The organism is Spirosoma flavus (assembly GCF_054778555.1).
The window spans coordinates 13301-27621 of record NZ_BAAGZL010000004.1 but is presented as its reverse complement, the minus strand read 5'-3'; the positions used below and the strand labels follow the sequence as shown (position 1 = coordinate 27621).

General features: G+C 45.7%; 14 protein-coding genes. 5 read left to right on the top strand and 9 right to left on the bottom strand.

Annotated features, from left to right (window positions below; genetic code table 11):
• Positions 1–122 precede the first annotated feature (122 nt).
• Together ACYVF1_RS20600 and ACYVF1_RS20595 are read right to left on the bottom strand one after the other, a co-directional pair.
• Positions 123–2789 carry a PQQ-dependent sugar dehydrogenase gene (locus tag ACYVF1_RS20600; protein ID WP_461082356.1) on the bottom strand — a complete coding sequence of 889 codons (2667 nt, stop codon included), beginning with the start codon at positions 2787–2789 and terminating at the stop codon, positions 123–125.
• Positions 2790–2951: 162 nt separating this feature from the next.
• A complete protein-coding gene (locus ACYVF1_RS20595) occupies positions 2952–4091 on the bottom strand; it encodes a cystathionine gamma-synthase (RefSeq protein WP_461082354.1) in 1140 nt (379 codons plus the stop codon).
• Positions 4092–4165: 74 nt separating this feature from the next.
• Here ACYVF1_RS20595 and ACYVF1_RS20590 point away from each other — a divergent pair, with 74 nt between their 5' ends.
• Complete coding sequence (locus ACYVF1_RS20590; RefSeq protein ID WP_461082352.1) at positions 4166–4837, top strand: TVP38/TMEM64 family protein; 672 nt, start codon at positions 4166–4168, stop codon at positions 4835–4837.
• 15 nt (positions 4838–4852) lie between these two features.
• On the opposite strand, the gene ACYVF1_RS20585 is transcribed toward ACYVF1_RS20590, so the two are convergent.
• On the bottom strand, positions 4853–5644 hold the full coding sequence (locus tag ACYVF1_RS20585) for an alpha/beta fold hydrolase (RefSeq protein WP_461082350.1): 792 nt from the start codon (positions 5642–5644) through the stop codon (positions 4853–4855).
• Between the two features lie 120 nt (positions 5645–5764).
• Between ACYVF1_RS20585 and ACYVF1_RS20580 the strand changes: the two genes are divergently transcribed.
• Positions 5765–6934 (top strand): acyl-CoA dehydrogenase, encoded by a 1170-nt coding sequence (locus ACYVF1_RS20580; protein ID WP_461082348.1) that lies wholly within the window; start codon positions 5765–5767, stop codon positions 6932–6934.
• A 173-nt stretch (positions 6935–7107) separates the two neighbouring features.
• On the top strand, positions 7108–8034 hold the full coding sequence (locus ACYVF1_RS20575; RefSeq protein WP_190888416.1) for an AraC family transcriptional regulator: 927 nt from the start codon (positions 7108–7110) through the stop codon (positions 8032–8034).
• 87 nt (positions 8035–8121) lie between these two features.
• Here the strand turns inward: ACYVF1_RS20575 and ACYVF1_RS20570 are convergent, their stop codons facing one another.
• From ACYVF1_RS20570 to ACYVF1_RS20550, 5 genes are all read right to left on the bottom strand, one after another.
• Positions 8122–8559 carry an energy transducer TonB gene (locus ACYVF1_RS20570; protein ID WP_461082345.1) on the bottom strand — a complete coding sequence of 146 codons (438 nt, stop codon included), beginning with the start codon at positions 8557–8559 and terminating at the stop codon, positions 8122–8124.
• 3 nt (positions 8560–8562) lie between these two features.
• Positions 8563–9372, bottom strand: coding sequence for a phosphoglycerol geranylgeranyltransferase (locus ACYVF1_RS20565; RefSeq protein ID WP_461082343.1), 810 nt, complete (start codon positions 9370–9372; stop codon positions 8563–8565).
• Positions 9296–9814: a hypothetical protein gene (locus tag ACYVF1_RS20560; protein ID WP_461082341.1), complete on the bottom strand. Its 519-nt coding sequence runs from the start codon at positions 9812–9814 to the stop codon at positions 9296–9298. Before ACYVF1_RS20560 ends, ACYVF1_RS20565 begins: the two co-directional genes overlap by 77 nt.
• A gap of 77 nt (positions 9815–9891) precedes the next feature.
• Positions 9892–10317, bottom strand: a complete 426-nt coding sequence (locus ACYVF1_RS20555; protein WP_461082339.1) for a phage holin family protein — start codon at positions 10315–10317, stop codon at positions 9892–9894.
• A 280-nt stretch (positions 10318–10597) separates the two neighbouring features.
• Complete coding sequence (locus ACYVF1_RS20550) at positions 10598–10984, bottom strand: TraR/DksA family transcriptional regulator (RefSeq protein ID WP_190888421.1); 387 nt, start codon at positions 10982–10984, stop codon at positions 10598–10600.
• A 334-nt stretch (positions 10985–11318) separates the two neighbouring features.
• Here ACYVF1_RS20550 and ACYVF1_RS20545 point away from each other — a divergent pair, with 334 nt between their 5' ends.
• Positions 11319–12593 carry a Glu/Leu/Phe/Val family dehydrogenase gene (locus ACYVF1_RS20545; protein WP_190888422.1) on the top strand — a complete coding sequence of 425 codons (1275 nt, stop codon included), beginning with the start codon at positions 11319–11321 and terminating at the stop codon, positions 12591–12593.
• Between the two features lie 93 nt (positions 12594–12686).
• The gene (locus ACYVF1_RS20540) at positions 12687–13355 is read left to right on the top strand and encodes a phosphatidylserine decarboxylase family protein (protein WP_461082336.1); all 669 of its coding nucleotides are present in this window, start codon (positions 12687–12689) and stop codon (positions 13353–13355) included.
• A gap of 123 nt (positions 13356–13478) precedes the next feature.
• Here the strand turns inward: ACYVF1_RS20540 and ACYVF1_RS20535 are convergent, their stop codons facing one another.
• Entirely contained in the window at positions 13479–14285 is an 807-nt protein-coding gene (locus tag ACYVF1_RS20535) for an SMP-30/gluconolactonase/LRE family protein (protein ID WP_461082334.1), read from the bottom strand.
• Between the last annotated feature and the right edge of the window lie 36 nt (positions 14286–14321).

Sequence of the window (14321 nt, the reverse complement as noted above, 5' to 3'; positions counted from 1 at the left end):
ACCTGGATTTAGCAGATTGATGGATTTTCACGATTTTGTTGTGATTAAATTAATGCGCTTCGAAGAAGCGAAAAACAAAATCCAGAAAATCCATCAATCTGCTAAATCCCGGTTCAGACATTTCAACGGATCAGCACCCGCCGATACAACACTGGCTGGTCGGCAGATTTCAAGTTAACCTGATACAAACCCGCTGACCAGTCTCTACTTTCTATTCGGTATTCGTTTTGGCCGATTATAAAGCGAACCGGACGTTCGTAGATACGTCGTCCCAGTAAATCGGTAATTTCGAGTTGGGCGTTACCAGACGCTGTTGCTACGTAGCGAACGGTTAGCTGATCATGAGCAGGAACAGGAAAAACGGTTATGCTACGTTCTGTTTCAGGCTGAATCGACGTAACAACCTTGTCGTTAAGCAGTTGAGTTTTACTAATAATAGCCCGTTCAAATTGGGGTGAACTCCATAACAGATGAGCATTGGCGTATCCTTCATTTTCAAAGTACTCCATTCGGATATCGTACGATTGGCCTTCTGCTAAATCAATCTGACCAAGCCATTCTCTGGAAGGTTGATACGTCCAATGGTCAATCAATAATTTATTATTTACCCAAAGTCGGGCTCCATCGTCGGTTTCGGTAAAAAAACTATACGTATCCGTAAGCGGGGCGATTATTTTACCAGTCCAGCGCACGGTGTATTTATCTGACCCAATATCTGGAGCCGGTTCATTTTGGGCCCAATCAAAATTAATGGTTTCATCTGTGCGACTGAGCGCTGGGCTTCCGCTTATTTCATCCGTATTTTTATAATATTCGCCCCAGAGGCCATTGCCAGCAGAAGCGGGTAAGGATTCATAGTGCATATCCAGCTTGCCGCCCCCGGCTGGTACTTCATACGTGACTAGAGGTGCGTTCTGCCCATTTCCCCATCCCAGAAACTTACGAAAACCATCGGGCGCGGCCAGATAAGGTTTGGTTTCCAGCCGACGTAGCATGCCTACAACCGCATTGAATGTTACGTTCGCATCTTTGGGTTCGCCATCCAGATAGACGCGCACGCCGGTTAAACTGCTGCCAATCGTAACACTTGCCAATTCAGGTTTTACGTCCACAAACGTCTCGTTCGTTAGCCCCGATACGTCCGTAACCAGCAAATGTACCCGATACCAGACTAACGTAGCGGTTTCGCCCACACGCGGTACGCGATAGCTGCCTGCATTCACTCCAGTTATGGGATCAAGTGCCGGGTGTACGTGCTCATCGTGGTGAAAATCGATCCACCAGGTCATCTTCGCATTAACAAGTGGTTGTTGATTATTTGTAAGTGCGTCGCCAACAAATAATAGTAAATCGCCCCCTCGATACGTTGTGTTCGTCACGGGCTGACGAATTCGAGCCACGGGCCGCTGCGCCTGCACCACCTTCAGGGATATGTTCGCCGACGTAGCACTCCCTAAACCATTGGCAACTTTGCAGGAGAACGTAGCACCGTTATCAGCCAGGGCGCAGGCGCCAATTGTATAACTACGTTGGTCAGCCCCGTTTATCGGGTTTCCATTTAGGTACCACTGATACGTTAGCGGTTTTTGGCCCACAGCGTTAACATCGAACGTAACGGCTTCGCCAGTAGGCACTAATTTTCCTGACGACTGGCTGCTGATATAGGGGCTTCCCGAATCAAAAAACGATACTTTATACAGAGAGCCATTCCAGGTTGACGTATTATCCTGTTGACTCCCACTGCCAAGTCCTCCTCGGGCGATATAATACAAATACCCATCAGGACTAGTGGCAATGGATAATGCCCGATCAACCTTCGTCAGAAACGTGCTGGTTATTTGACCATTCGTAGGATTCAGGGTTGAAATGGTACCGTTGCAATAATCGGAGATGAAAATATTGCCCTTGTATTCATCGGGGAAGCGGATAGTAGCTGGGCTATAAAAAGCGACACCTGTTACGGCACAACCTGAGTCATGGCTATAGCAATAAATTGGGTCGACGTACTGTTCAGGTGCCGTCTGATTCGTTTTATGCCCCTCAATAAGCGGCCAGCCGTAATTCTGACCGGGTTTTATCTCATTAATTTCTTCAAAATTATTCCCACCTACGTCGCCCACTAGGATACGTCCTGTTATGGGGTCAATGTCCATTGCAAATGGATTACGCAAACCCAGCGCATAAATGGCACTATAGGGAGCCGCCAACTGGCTCGCAAAAGGGTTATCAGTCGGAATACTGCCATCTTCGTTCAGACGTAGTATTTTCCCCAATAAACTTGTCAGCTGCTGAGCGGCTCGGGCATTGGTTCCATCGCCGGTTGCTACGTATAATTTTCGATCAGATCCAAACCTCAAACTTCCCGCATTGTGAATGGTACCCGGCAGCGGGTCAAACGCCATCAGTATTGTTTCACTTTGCGGATCAGCGACGCCATTTGAAACCCGAAAGCGACTCAGCCGATTTCGGTTCTGATTTTTTACGGTATAGTAGACGTAGCAGTAGGGCTTCTGTGGAAAATCGGGATGAAAGCATAGGCCCGACAAACCCCGTTCGTTAGTTACGTCAATAGTCGAAATAGTCAGGAATGGGTCGGGTGCCAGTACGTCGTTTATGATTTCCCGAATTTTCCCATCTTTTTCTACCACAAACAGGCGACCGTCCGGCGAAAACGTCAATGCGGTTGGATTCAGCTTAGTTGCTACCTGTCGTTGCACAAAACCTGGAGGTAATTGCGCCCGTACCGAATGGAGGCAGAAAAGAAGTAAAAACGAGTAGATAAAGCGCATTTACAGTCAGAACGGGTCTGTAAGTTAACACTTTAGACTCTTATACGCGGGAACCGGTCAACTCATAACTATGTATCTCCCTCAAGTGAAATCTAATTTTCAAAGCCGACTTGGTTAGGCTAAAGGTCCTGTCTCGACTAGAATTTTAACTCAATTAACGTATCACCCAATCGCCTGTTCCAGATCCTGAATCAGGTCGTCAACGTCTTCGATGCCCACGCTCAAGCGTATCAGAGTATCTTTCAAACCGTTCCGTTGCCGTTCTTCTTTCGGAATGCTGGCGTGCGTCATGCTAGCCGGGTGCGTACACAAGGATTCGACCCCACCCAGCGATTCACCCAGTGAAAACACTTCGAAACTTTCCATAACCCGAACAGCATCGGTCATCAAATCGCCTTTGAGTTCAAACGAAAGCATCCCCCCAAAATCCCGCATTTGCCGTTTCGCCAACTCATGACCCACGTGCGACTCCAGACCAGGGTAATACACCTGACTTATTTTGGGGTGCTGTTGCAGGTATTTTGCTACGTGCATGGCGTTCTCGCAATGGCGCTGCATTCGAACATGAAGTGTTTTGATACCACGTAGCACCAAAAAACAGTCTTGCGGACCCGGAACGGCACCACAAGCGTTTTGAATGAAAGCCAGCCGTTGCGCTACGTCGTCGTCGTTCAGGATGATCGCTCCCATCACCGTATCGGAATGCCCGCCCAGATATTTGGTGACGGAATGCATCACAATATCAGCGCCTAAATCCAACGGATTTTGCAGGTACGGCGACGCAAACGTATTATCGACAACGAGTTGAATGTTACGTTGTTTTGTAACAGCGGCTACCGCAGAAATATCAACCAGACGTAGCAGTGGATTTGTCGGCGTTTCGATCCAGACCATTTTTGTGGCCGACGTAATGGCCGTCTCCAGATTCGCGGGGTTCGATAAATCGACAAATTTGAATATTAGGCCAAACTCCTGAAAAACGCGTACCATAATTCGATACGTACCGCCGTATAAATCGTTGCTGGCAATGATCTCGTCGCCAGGTTTAAACAGTTTTAGAATGGCATCGGTGGCTCCCAAGCCAGATGAGTAACAAATACCGTGTTTTCCGTTTTCGAGCGCAGCCAGGTTATTTTGCAGAACGGTTCGGGTTGGATTTTGCGTGCGGGCATACTCGTATCCCTTATGCTTGCCCGGCGACTCCTGTACGTAGGTCGAAGTTTGGTAAATAGGCGTCATGATAGCGCCGGTAGTGGGGTCCGGTTCAATGCCGGCATGGATGGCTTTGGTTCCAAATTTCATGGTCAAAAGTAGCGAAAATAGGGATTCACGTTCTTTCCGAAAACCACAACCGCCCTCCCGAAGTTTGATAGAATGTGAAGAGTCACGTTTCTAAAGCCTTTACCGGCCCTGCCATTGCGGGCATCGTCCTTTCTATAACTCCCGTTGTCTTTACGTCCGTACTGACTTACTACTCTATTGTCTACGAAAACGTAATCGCTCAATTTACGACCTGGCAGTGGGCCGGTATTACGTTGCTATGCGCAATTACGTCGGCTGGGTTAACGCCACCGACCATGCTTGCCCTGATTTTTGGTTATTTTCTGGGGTGGCAGGCCGTTCTGCCTATGTTTGTTGTCAATTTCGGAGGAATTCTATTTATCAATGGCTTGGTTCGATGGCTCGATCATGACTCAGTGCTGGCGTTCATCCAACGAAATCCAAAAGCGCAATCGGTATTGGATCGTATCCTGAATAACGAGCTGGAAGTAATTTTTTTCGCCAAACTATCGCCGATCCTCCCCTTCGGTCTCACTAATTTGTTGTTTGCCTTATCTGGGGCGAAGCTGAAAAATATTCTGCTGGGCGGTTTTCTAGGGATGACACCAAGAACAATCCTGGCTATCTGGACGGGGCACGAAGCCCGCGAAATTCGAACACTACTCGAAAACCCGAATCAGGGTTCGTCTACGCAAATCATTGTTATTGCGCTGGTTATCGTTTCCATTGCCGGCCTTTGGCATGCTATAAATAAATCATTGAAGTAGTTGTTTTGTAACAACTCACAGAAGATCTATCGTCATCTCTATCAAGTGGTTATGACCCGTCTCTAAAATCGTCAATTCGTATCTCCGAAGGCGTTTGGTTAACGGAAGAATATACGAACCTGGCACAATTCGGTCGTAGACTCCGGTGAAGAACCGGATACGTACTACACTATCATTTAATGATTTACTAACTAAACTCAGATCAGGATGAATAAGCCTGAACTGCGTCCAGCTTTTATAGACCAATTCACGTCGGGCCGACGTACCGAGCGAGATTTCAGCAAAACGCATCACAGTTCGGTTTAACAATCCAAGTTGTGTTAGAGCATGACCAAACGTAGTAAGCACCGGCAGATGCGCTAATACGTAGCGAAATGCTTTACGGCCTAGAACTGAGCTAGTTGCCAGTTCATACCAGTTGCTACGGGTGATACCGTCGGGGGCAATCAGAATAAGCTGATCTAAGCGGTCGGCAAATTCCTCAGCCATCGTCAAGGCAAACCGACCCCCCAAACTAAATCCCATCAAGGAAAAGCGGTGAATTTTTTGTTCGTCTAGAAATGCTTTGAGTAATTTATTCCAGTTTTTTTTTGTAAGCAATTGACTCACAACATACTGGCTCTGACCATGAAAAAATAAATCAATGGCAAAAACGGAATATTGCCGTCCAATCTGATTCGCTGTAGGTGAGTAAACCTGGCTAGTTTGCCCAAACCCGTGAAAGGCCAGCAAAATTGATGGCCCATTCCCGAATTTGCGATAGGCAAACTGATTACCTTCAAACGAGAAAATGGATTCGGTACTCATTCGGTAAAATTGCAAAAATCAGACGTAGCATACCGTATGCATGCATACTATTAACGTAGCATTTTTTATCTTTACCTCGTATTGCAAACGTAACGTAAAGGCCCAAACAAGGCAATTGATATGGCATCAGCAGCAATTGAATTACAGGGATTGAATTTTAACTTATCGGAAGAACACCTCGCCGTACAGGAAGCCGCCCGCGATTTCGCGCAAAATGAATTATTGCCGGGCATTATCGAGCGCGACAACGAAGCCAGGTTTCCCGCCGAGCAGGTAAAGCGCATGGGTGAGCTGGGTTTTCTAGGTATGATGGTATCGCCCGAATACGGCGGGGGAGGCATGGATGCTGTTTCCTATGTATTGGCGATGGAGGAAATATCGAAAGTTGATGCGTCGGCCTCGGTGATCATGTCAGTTAATAATTCGCTGGTTTGTTACGGGCTGGAGGCTTACGGAACTGAAGAACAAAAGCAAAAATACCTGACTCGCTTGGCTACCGGAGAAATCATCGGCGCTTTTTGCCTGTCGGAGCCAGAAGCGGGTTCGGACGCTACGTCGCAAACCACTACAGCCGAAGACAAAGGCGATCATTATTTAGTTAACGGTACTAAAAACTGGATCACTAATGGTAACTCATCAGGGGTTTGCCTTGTCGTTGCCCAAACCGACCGTGAAAAAAAACACCGTGGAATCAATTGCTTGATTATTGAAAAAGGCACGCCTGGGTTTGTTGTTGGAAAAAAAGAAGACAAAATGGGTATTCGGGCTTCCGATACACATTCGCTGTTATTTACGGATGTAAAAGTACCTAAAGCCAATCGAATCGGCGAAGACGGATTCGGATTCAAATTCGCCATGTCGACGCTCAACGGCGGGCGAATTGGCATTGCGGCTCAGGCTTTGGGCATTGCGGCTGGAGCTTACGAATTAGCTTTAAAATACAGTCAGGAGCGTAAAGCATTTGGCAAACAGCTATTTGACCACCAGGCTATCCAGTTTAAATTGGCCGAAATGGCGACTAAAATCGAAGCTGCCCGCTTATTAGTTTATAAAGCTGCCCGACTTAAAGACGAGCAAAAAGACTACGTTCAGGCGGCTGCAATGGCTAAATTGTTCGCTTCCGACGTAGCAATGTGGGCCACTACCGAAGCCGTACAGATTCATGGTGGTTACGGCTATGTAAAAGAATTTCACGTAGAGCGGCTAATGCGTGATGCAAAAATTACTCAGATTTATGAAGGTACGTCCGAAATCCAAAAATTAGTTATCGCCCGCGAGCTCATTCGATAAGGCAATTCTTGGTAAAATAGAATTTTTCTACAGAAATAGTGTGTGTTCAGCTTGAATACGCACTATTTTTTTTATTTTTTGGAAATTTTTATACTTGTATTAGTTTTGTACAAATTATTAGTTTTGTGCAACTTTGAGCAAAACGTATATTTTAGCGATACAACCTTTCAGCTATGGAAGATTACAATAAAATAATCGAATCACTGGGCGTGAAATTTATCAAAGCCCGTAACATTCGGATTCTACAGCCTATTACGATAAAGAATTTCTATGACGTAGAAAATACGTTACTGATTTTATTTAATGGTGAAGTATCTATTGGTGACGAAAAGATAAAAGTTGACGTCGGTGACATGTTGTTTATTCCCGGCGGGAAACACGTAACAGTCACTTACGGAGACCCTTCGAACGCAAAAACGGTCTCGAACGAAGAGTTTATGACCCATCGCGAATCGTATTGGGAGGGCAATCACGATCCAAAATTGATTGGGCATTTGCCTAATTCATTTGGCTACGTATCGTTCGAAGCAAAAGTTTTCGATTCCGTCAACTTTTTCAATTCGCTCGACGTACCACCGTTCATCATCAAACGCGAAGAACATCTGGCTACGACTATTGACCAGATTCTGGCCGAAGATATGACCGATTTGGCAGGCAAAGGCCGGATCATTAAGATCAAAACGGAAGAAATCGTTATCGAAGTAGTTCGGTATATTCTTAAAAATCACCTGTTCGTCGAGCAATTGGTCACGAACAGTACGTATTTTAAAGACCCTCGCTTAATTGATATTTTCGCTTATATTAAGGAAAATCTGGGCGGAGATCTGTCGAATAAAGTGTTGGCCAACGTAGCGAACGTATCAGAAGATTACGTAGGTCAGTATTTTAAAATGCTGACTGGCATCAATCCACAGGATTACATTGAATATCAACGTATGGAAGCCGCCGTTGGCTTGCTACGTACCAGCAAGAAGAGCATTCGGGCCATCGGCTCCGAAGTGGGCTATAAGGATACGGCTTATTTCTGCCGTCGCTTTAAAATGATGTTCGGTATTCCGGCCGGTAAAATGCGCCGTCGGGAGTCGCTAATGAATGTATAGGGTTTTCTAAAAAATAGAAATGGGGAAGGCTTTGATACGTCAAAGCCTTCCCCATTTCTATTTTCATCTGCGTTATCCTAGAATCAGTTACTGCATGTTTACCTCAATTGGTAACGTATAAAATACTGCTACGTGCTTTCCATCGACCTGGCCAGGTTCCCAGCGGGGCATTTGTTCGACGGCAGCAATAATATTCGCCATAAAGGCTTCCATTCCTTTCTTTGCTTTTTTATCGAGCGGCTTTGTCGTTACGCGCACATCGTGGACGTATCCGAGTTCGTCAATGATAAATTTAGCCGCCACTGGTCCCGTATTATTATTTTTCCGCACCAGTGAATTCGGTACCTTAATCGTAGCCGCCAGATACCTACTTAGGGCAACACTCCCACCTGGAAATTCGGGCTGTCGCTCAACGACTGTGTATACCTTGCGATTGTCAATTTGGGCAAAAGCTTTAGGGCTATATACCGACGTAGCAATTGCTATAGAAACCAGGACAAGCCCGACAGAAAAAAGATGTTTCATAGATTAGGCCTGCACGACCGATTGATTAATTTCCTGCACCACAGCCGACAATTGTGGCAGGAGTTCAGGATTTTGTTCGATACCGTTTCCCACAACAATCATATCAGCACCTGCTTTGAGGGCTTCGTAAGCGCGTTCTCCTGAATTCAATCCACCACCCACAATCAAGGGTACATCGACCACAGATCGAACGGCGGCAATCATCTCCGGCGATACAGGCCAACGAGCGCCACTACCAGCATCCAGATACATCAACTGAAGCCCCAGCATTTCGCCCGCCATAGCTGTACACGCAGCAACAGCCGGTTTATCACGGGGTAAGGGCATCGTACCACTTACGTAGGAAACCGTGGTTTGCGTACCACTATCTACAACCATATAGCCTGTAGGCAGAATTTCTAATCCACTTTTTTTCAGAAGCGGGGCGGCAATAACGTGCTGACCAATCAAAAATTCCGGATTTCGACCTGAAATAAGTGATAGAAGTAATATAGCGTCGGCCGACGACTCAATGTGAAGCGGATTACCCGGAAACAAAATGATAGGTACCTGACTGTGTTTCCGAATCAAAGCGATCACCTCTTTGTGAACGTAATCGGTGACCAGACTCCCGCCAACCAGGAAAAAATCGACAGGGTACTTATTTGTACGTGCTACTAAATCAAAAAGGCCGTTCTCATCGATTTTATCGGGGTCGATGAGAACGGCAAAGGCTTTCCGGCCAGTGCGTCTGAAATCACGGAGTATATTTAACAGGCTCGACGGGAGCTTGTTTGTGGTATTCTGTGGGTTCAGCGGTTGGATTGATGGCATTATTTGTACGGATGCGGGCTAAAAATCCAGTTAGCTGCTCGCGAGCAATGTTTGTGAGAACCGATGTAAGGAGCCCACTAACCAAACCCGCGGCTGCCGACGTTTTTGCTGTTTCCTTCTGTATCTTTTCTGAATGATCTTTCAAAGAAACTGGTTCGTGATAGGATGACGTTTCTTCATCATACACATCATCCCAGTCGTCGGGTTCGCCGTATTTTTCGGCATACCGATACTCATCAGACTTTGGCAGAATGGCATTAACTACCAAATATACGGCTAAAGCAGCACCCGCTACAAATGCAGCTGTTTTCCCAACATCGACGGCATCGTCTTTCAGGTTGTCGACACTGTCACTAATTGTTGTCTTAAATCGCTCTGTAGCAGCCATTAATTGGGCACGCCGAGCCGTCGTATCAGCAAATGGTACTTTGGGATCTTCCATTTTTTATCTGGCTAAAAAGTGGGTAAATAAATCGTTAATATGAAATAACTATCAGGTTTTTACTCGGTTTGGCAAATTTATGAAACGTCCCGGCCAGCGTTACTCATCGACGAGCGGGTTTGTGCCATTAACTCTTCAACGGCTTCTGACTTTTCATGAATTTTCTTTTCCTGACTTTTCTTGATAGCGCTGTAAGCCATCACACGAATCTTATCTTTAAAAAAGCCTTTCGCAGCTGCCCAAATTATTGTCAGCAAAAGAAAGAAACCGGTCATAATTAAAAAACCTAGGTAACGGCTTTCCGTTACCTCATTAATATAAGCGGCCAGCAGAATAAAAATAAATAAGGTTGTCATAGTGCCCAGCAAGGCCAGCACAATACCATGAATACCAATAACAACCCCCTCCTCAATTTTTCCCCGGCTTTCCAGCGTAAATAATTCGATACGGGCTTCCAGATAGCGGAATATATTTTCCCGAATTTCATCCAAGCGTTCCAGCATATTTTTAATGTTTATTTTTCACGCTACGTTATTTACCAAAAAACGCCTGATTTGTTTTAGAAAGAGGATAAAATAAAACAGCTCCGGCAGGTGCGGAGCTGTTTTATTCAAGCCGAACAACGTAGTGTTTTCTACTGATTCAGAAAAGCCACAACGTTACGTTTGTTGATGCATGCTTTCGAACGTAGTACTTGGTACTCACAAGAATAACTACCCGGTAAAGAGTTTATCCATTCAGAAAACTTTATATCGGAACTAACTTTCACTTCAGCAGCCTTACCTAACGCGACTGCCGCAATTTTGCTTCAATAGTCTGCTGAGTGTGAGGCACAGCCCGCAGACGCTCTTTCGGAATCAGCTTGCCGGTATCTTTGCAGACGCCATAAGTTCCGTTTTTGATACGTACCATAGCTGCATCCAACTGCTGAATGAATTTTTGCAAACGGGCCGCTAATTGACTTAGGTTTTCGCGTTCGCTGGTGTCGGCTCCATCTTCAAGTAATTTGGAGTTGCCCGACGTATTATCGGTACCACTGTCGTTGCGCTTGCTGAGCGATTCTTTGATATAGTTTAGCTCGCTACGTGTGTCGTCGAGTTTCTTACTAATCAGCTCCTCGAACTCTTTCAAATCCTCTTCTGAATAGCGCTTTTTTTCTTCCTGAACCATAGCTAATACTATGTTAAGATGGGGTGCTTTATTTTGGCCACAAAATTAATGCTTTCTAAGCGGTATTTCAACCCCCGATTAAAATATAAATCTGATTTTGTAAAATTTTGACTAACTGGCGATTTATAATTTCACCAATGAATATTTCGTAATAAGTTATTTACAACAAAAAAGTCTTCTGTAGGTAACATGTATAGTAAACGATTATACTGATTATTAATATTATATTAATCTTAGAAAAAATATACCTTTCGCAATATCTTATATGATTTATTAAGTTTGCGGGACACTTTATCAGTAAAATTGTTTTTAGACAGAAGTACACGGTAAAATCATGGGATATATTGAGCCAGCTCCAATAAAAGATAAAGAGAATCCGCTTGAATCAATGATGTCGCGTTTTGACGCGGCTGCAAAACTGGTTGGCATCTCCGATGAGATGTACGACATTCTCAAAGTACCTGCCCGTCAGGTTATTGTCGGGCTGCCCGTTACGATGGATAACGGCGCTATCAAAGTATTTGAGGGGTATCGGGTTATACACTCCAACATTCTCGGTCCAGCCAAAGGCGGTATCCGGCTCGATCCGGCCGTTCACCTCGACGAAGTACGTGCTTTGGCCGCCTGGATGACCTGGAAATGCGCCGTTGTCGACATACCATACGGTGGTGCAAAAGGCGGAATCGCCTGTAATCCACGCGAAATGTCGGCCGGTGAAATCGAACGGCTTATTCGGCAATACACAGTAGCCATGCTCGACGTCATTGGCCCAGATCGTGATATTCCGGCCCCCGACATGGGTACCGGCCCGCGCGAAATGGCGTGGATTGTCGACGAATACTCGAAAGCGAAAGGTATGACCGTAAACAACGTAGTGACCGGTAAACCTCTGGTTCTTGGGGGGTCATTAGGACGTACCGAAGCTACTGGCCGAGGGGTTACGGTTGCCGCGCTAGCCGCTATGGATAAGTTACGAATGAATCCATACCGAGCCACAGCGGCTGTTCAGGGTTTTGGCAACGTGGGGTCATTTGCTGCCGAACTGCTACACGAACGGGGGGTTACAGTTGTAGCTGTCAGCGATATTTCGGGTGGTTATTACAACAAAAAGGGCATCGACATTACCGCTGCGGTTAATTATCGGAACGGTAACAAAGGTACGCTGGAAGGATTCGACGGAGCCGAAAAAATCTCAAACGAAGAGTTGCTTTCGTTGGCCGTAGACGTACTAGTACCAGCTGCCAAAGAAGACGTAATCACGGATGACAACGCTGGGTCTATTCAGGCCAAAATGATTGTAGAAGGCGCTAACGGCCCAACATCGGCCAGTGCCGACGAAATCATTAACAGCAAAGGCATTCTAGTCGTGCCCGACATTCTGGCCAATGCAGGTGGTGTTACCGTCTCGTATTTTGAGTGGGTACAGAACCGTATCGGTTATAAATGGACGCTAGACCGTATTAACCGCCGGGCTGACCGGGTGATGAAAGATGCGTTTGACCGCGTATTCGAAACATCACAACGTTATCAGGTACCGATGCGTCTGGCCGCTTATATTGTAGCCATCGATAAAGTTGCCAGTACGTACAAATTCCGGGGAGGATATTAGCCTGTATGTATGATGTATGGTGTATGAGGTATAATTTTGTTCGTCCTTGATACATCGAGAATACATCATACTTCATATATCATACATCAAATTATGCGCTTTCACCGCGAAGGGAATACCATTATGCTAACAACAGGGCTGGTTTTGCTAGCTCTCAACTTGCTGGCTTACTTTTATTTATTTTCCGACAACCCAGTTGCCATTGGCCTATTGCTTGTCGTAAGCCTGATTCTATTTGGACTTATCGTTCAGTTTTTTCGCGTACCAAACCGTCAGTTGACGCAAGGTGATTTACAAGTAATCGCACCTGCCGATGGCAAGGTAGTGGTTATTGAAGAAACGACTGAGCACGAATATTTTAAAGACCGGCGTCGGCAGGTTTCCATTTTCATGTCGCCCCTGAACGTGCACGTCAATCGGAATCCGATTTCGGGCATTGTACGTTATTTCAAGTATTTTCCAGGCAAATACCTGGTTGCCTGGCACCCAAAATCGAGCACCGAAAACGAACGTACTACAGTCGTTATTCAGTCAAAAAATGGGGTAGAGGTGTTGTTACGTCAGATTGCCGGCGCTGTTGCCCGACGTATCATTTGGTACGTAAAAGAAGGCCAACCCGTCAATCAGGGCGAGGAGTTTGGTTTCATCAAGTTTGGCTCCCGCGTTGATGTATTTCTCCCATTGGATGCTAAAATCAACGTAAATATTGGCGACGTAACACGAGGTGGCGTAACGGTAATTGCTGAACTGCCAGAATCTTAGTAAGTACCGAAATGATAATAAGGGCTGAATTTAAACGTAGCAAATGCTACGTTCAAATTCAGCCCTTATCTATTTCTTAGTCATGAACTCTGTTTTTGTTCTGCTGACGAAGCCGGGCAAATATTATACTCGAATACTTAGCAGTTCACCACGTTCGGTTTCTGTGACTATTAATCCAAGTTTTCCAGTAGAGTCAAATATGCAGTTTGAGGGATTCTGACCGGGCAATTTTATATCCCGAATAAAACTACCTTCATGCGAAAAAACCCGGATGATTCCTGCGCCATAAACGGCTACATACAAGTTACCATCTGGCCCCAAAGTCATACCATCTGGGCCAGGTGTTGTGGCTTTATCTGGCGCTTCTATTACGTCTGTCCAGACGCGAATACTCTCCCAACTTAAGGTATCTACGTCCCAATAACCGCTCCAGATGCGTTGCTCGTGCGTTTCAGCAATCAAGAGTGTTTGGCCATCACGTAGAAAAGCCAGCCCATTCGGATACGATAATCCATCGGCAATAATAGTAATCGAAGCATCGGGTGAATAAACGGCTACGTACCCCTGAAGACCATCGTCGGGCGAGCCGGGACACGTAACGATCAGATTATTTTGCGCGTCGAAAAGGAGGTCATTGGGCTTATTGAGAGGTTGCCCGCTTACATGGCTAATGATGGTTTCAATTTCTTCGGTGGCTAAGTTTAAGCGCCGGATGTTATTATTTCCTGAATCACAGAACCAGATATAATCCTGATGATACGTAGCACCGTTGGGCCGTCCAGCCGTATGAATACGTTTGGTTGTTCCATCGGCCATTCGGCAAAATAGCCCTTCTCCTTCCTGTTCCACACACCACAAGTTTCCGGAGGAGTCAAATGTTGGTCCTTCCGGAAATTTCAACCCTTCTGCCAGTACATGTATAGTTTCCATAACGTTTGCTGTTGTTCCAGGGAAATAGGTCAAAAA

Bases quoted from the DNA above. Each gene is read 5' to 3' on its own strand.
- ACYVF1_RS20540 (WP_461082336.1), top strand. From the start codon at position 12,687: ATGCGCTTTCACCGCGAAGGGAATACCATTATGCTAACAACAGGGCTG.
- ACYVF1_RS20600 (WP_461082356.1), bottom strand. From the start codon at position 2,789: ATGCGCTTTATCTACTCGTTTTTACTTCTTTTCTGCCTCCATTCGGTA.
- ACYVF1_RS20575 (WP_190888416.1), top strand. From the start codon at position 7,108: ATGGAAGATTACAATAAAATAATCGAATCACTGGGCGTGAAATTTATC.
- ACYVF1_RS20545 (WP_190888422.1), top strand. From the start codon at position 11,319: ATGGGATATATTGAGCCAGCTCCAATAAAAGATAAAGAGAATCCGCTT.
- ACYVF1_RS20580 (WP_461082348.1), top strand. From the start codon at position 5,765: ATGGCATCAGCAGCAATTGAATTACAGGGATTGAATTTTAACTTATCG.
- ACYVF1_RS20560 (WP_461082341.1), bottom strand. From the start codon at position 9,814: ATGGAAGATCCCAAAGTACCATTTGCTGATACGACGGCTCGGCGTGCC.
- ACYVF1_RS20570 (WP_461082345.1), bottom strand. From the start codon at position 8,559: ATGAAACATCTTTTTTCTGTCGGGCTTGTCCTGGTTTCTATAGCAATT.
- ACYVF1_RS20555 (WP_461082339.1), bottom strand. From the start codon at position 10,317: ATGCTGGAACGCTTGGATGAAATTCGGGAAAATATATTCCGCTATCTG.
- ACYVF1_RS20550 (WP_190888421.1), bottom strand. From the start codon at position 10,984: ATGGTTCAGGAAGAAAAAAAGCGCTATTCAGAAGAGGATTTGAAAGAG.
- ACYVF1_RS20565 (WP_461082343.1), bottom strand. From the start codon at position 9,372: ATGCCATCAATCCAACCGCTGAACCCACAGAATACCACAAACAAGCTC.
- ACYVF1_RS20535 (WP_461082334.1), bottom strand. From the start codon at position 14,285: ATGGAAACTATACATGTACTGGCAGAAGGGTTGAAATTTCCGGAAGGA.
- ACYVF1_RS20595 (WP_461082354.1), bottom strand. From the start codon at position 4,091: ATGAAATTTGGAACCAAAGCCATCCATGCCGGCATTGAACCGGACCCC.
- ACYVF1_RS20585 (WP_461082350.1), bottom strand. From the start codon at position 5,644: ATGAGTACCGAATCCATTTTCTCGTTTGAAGGTAATCAGTTTGCCTAT.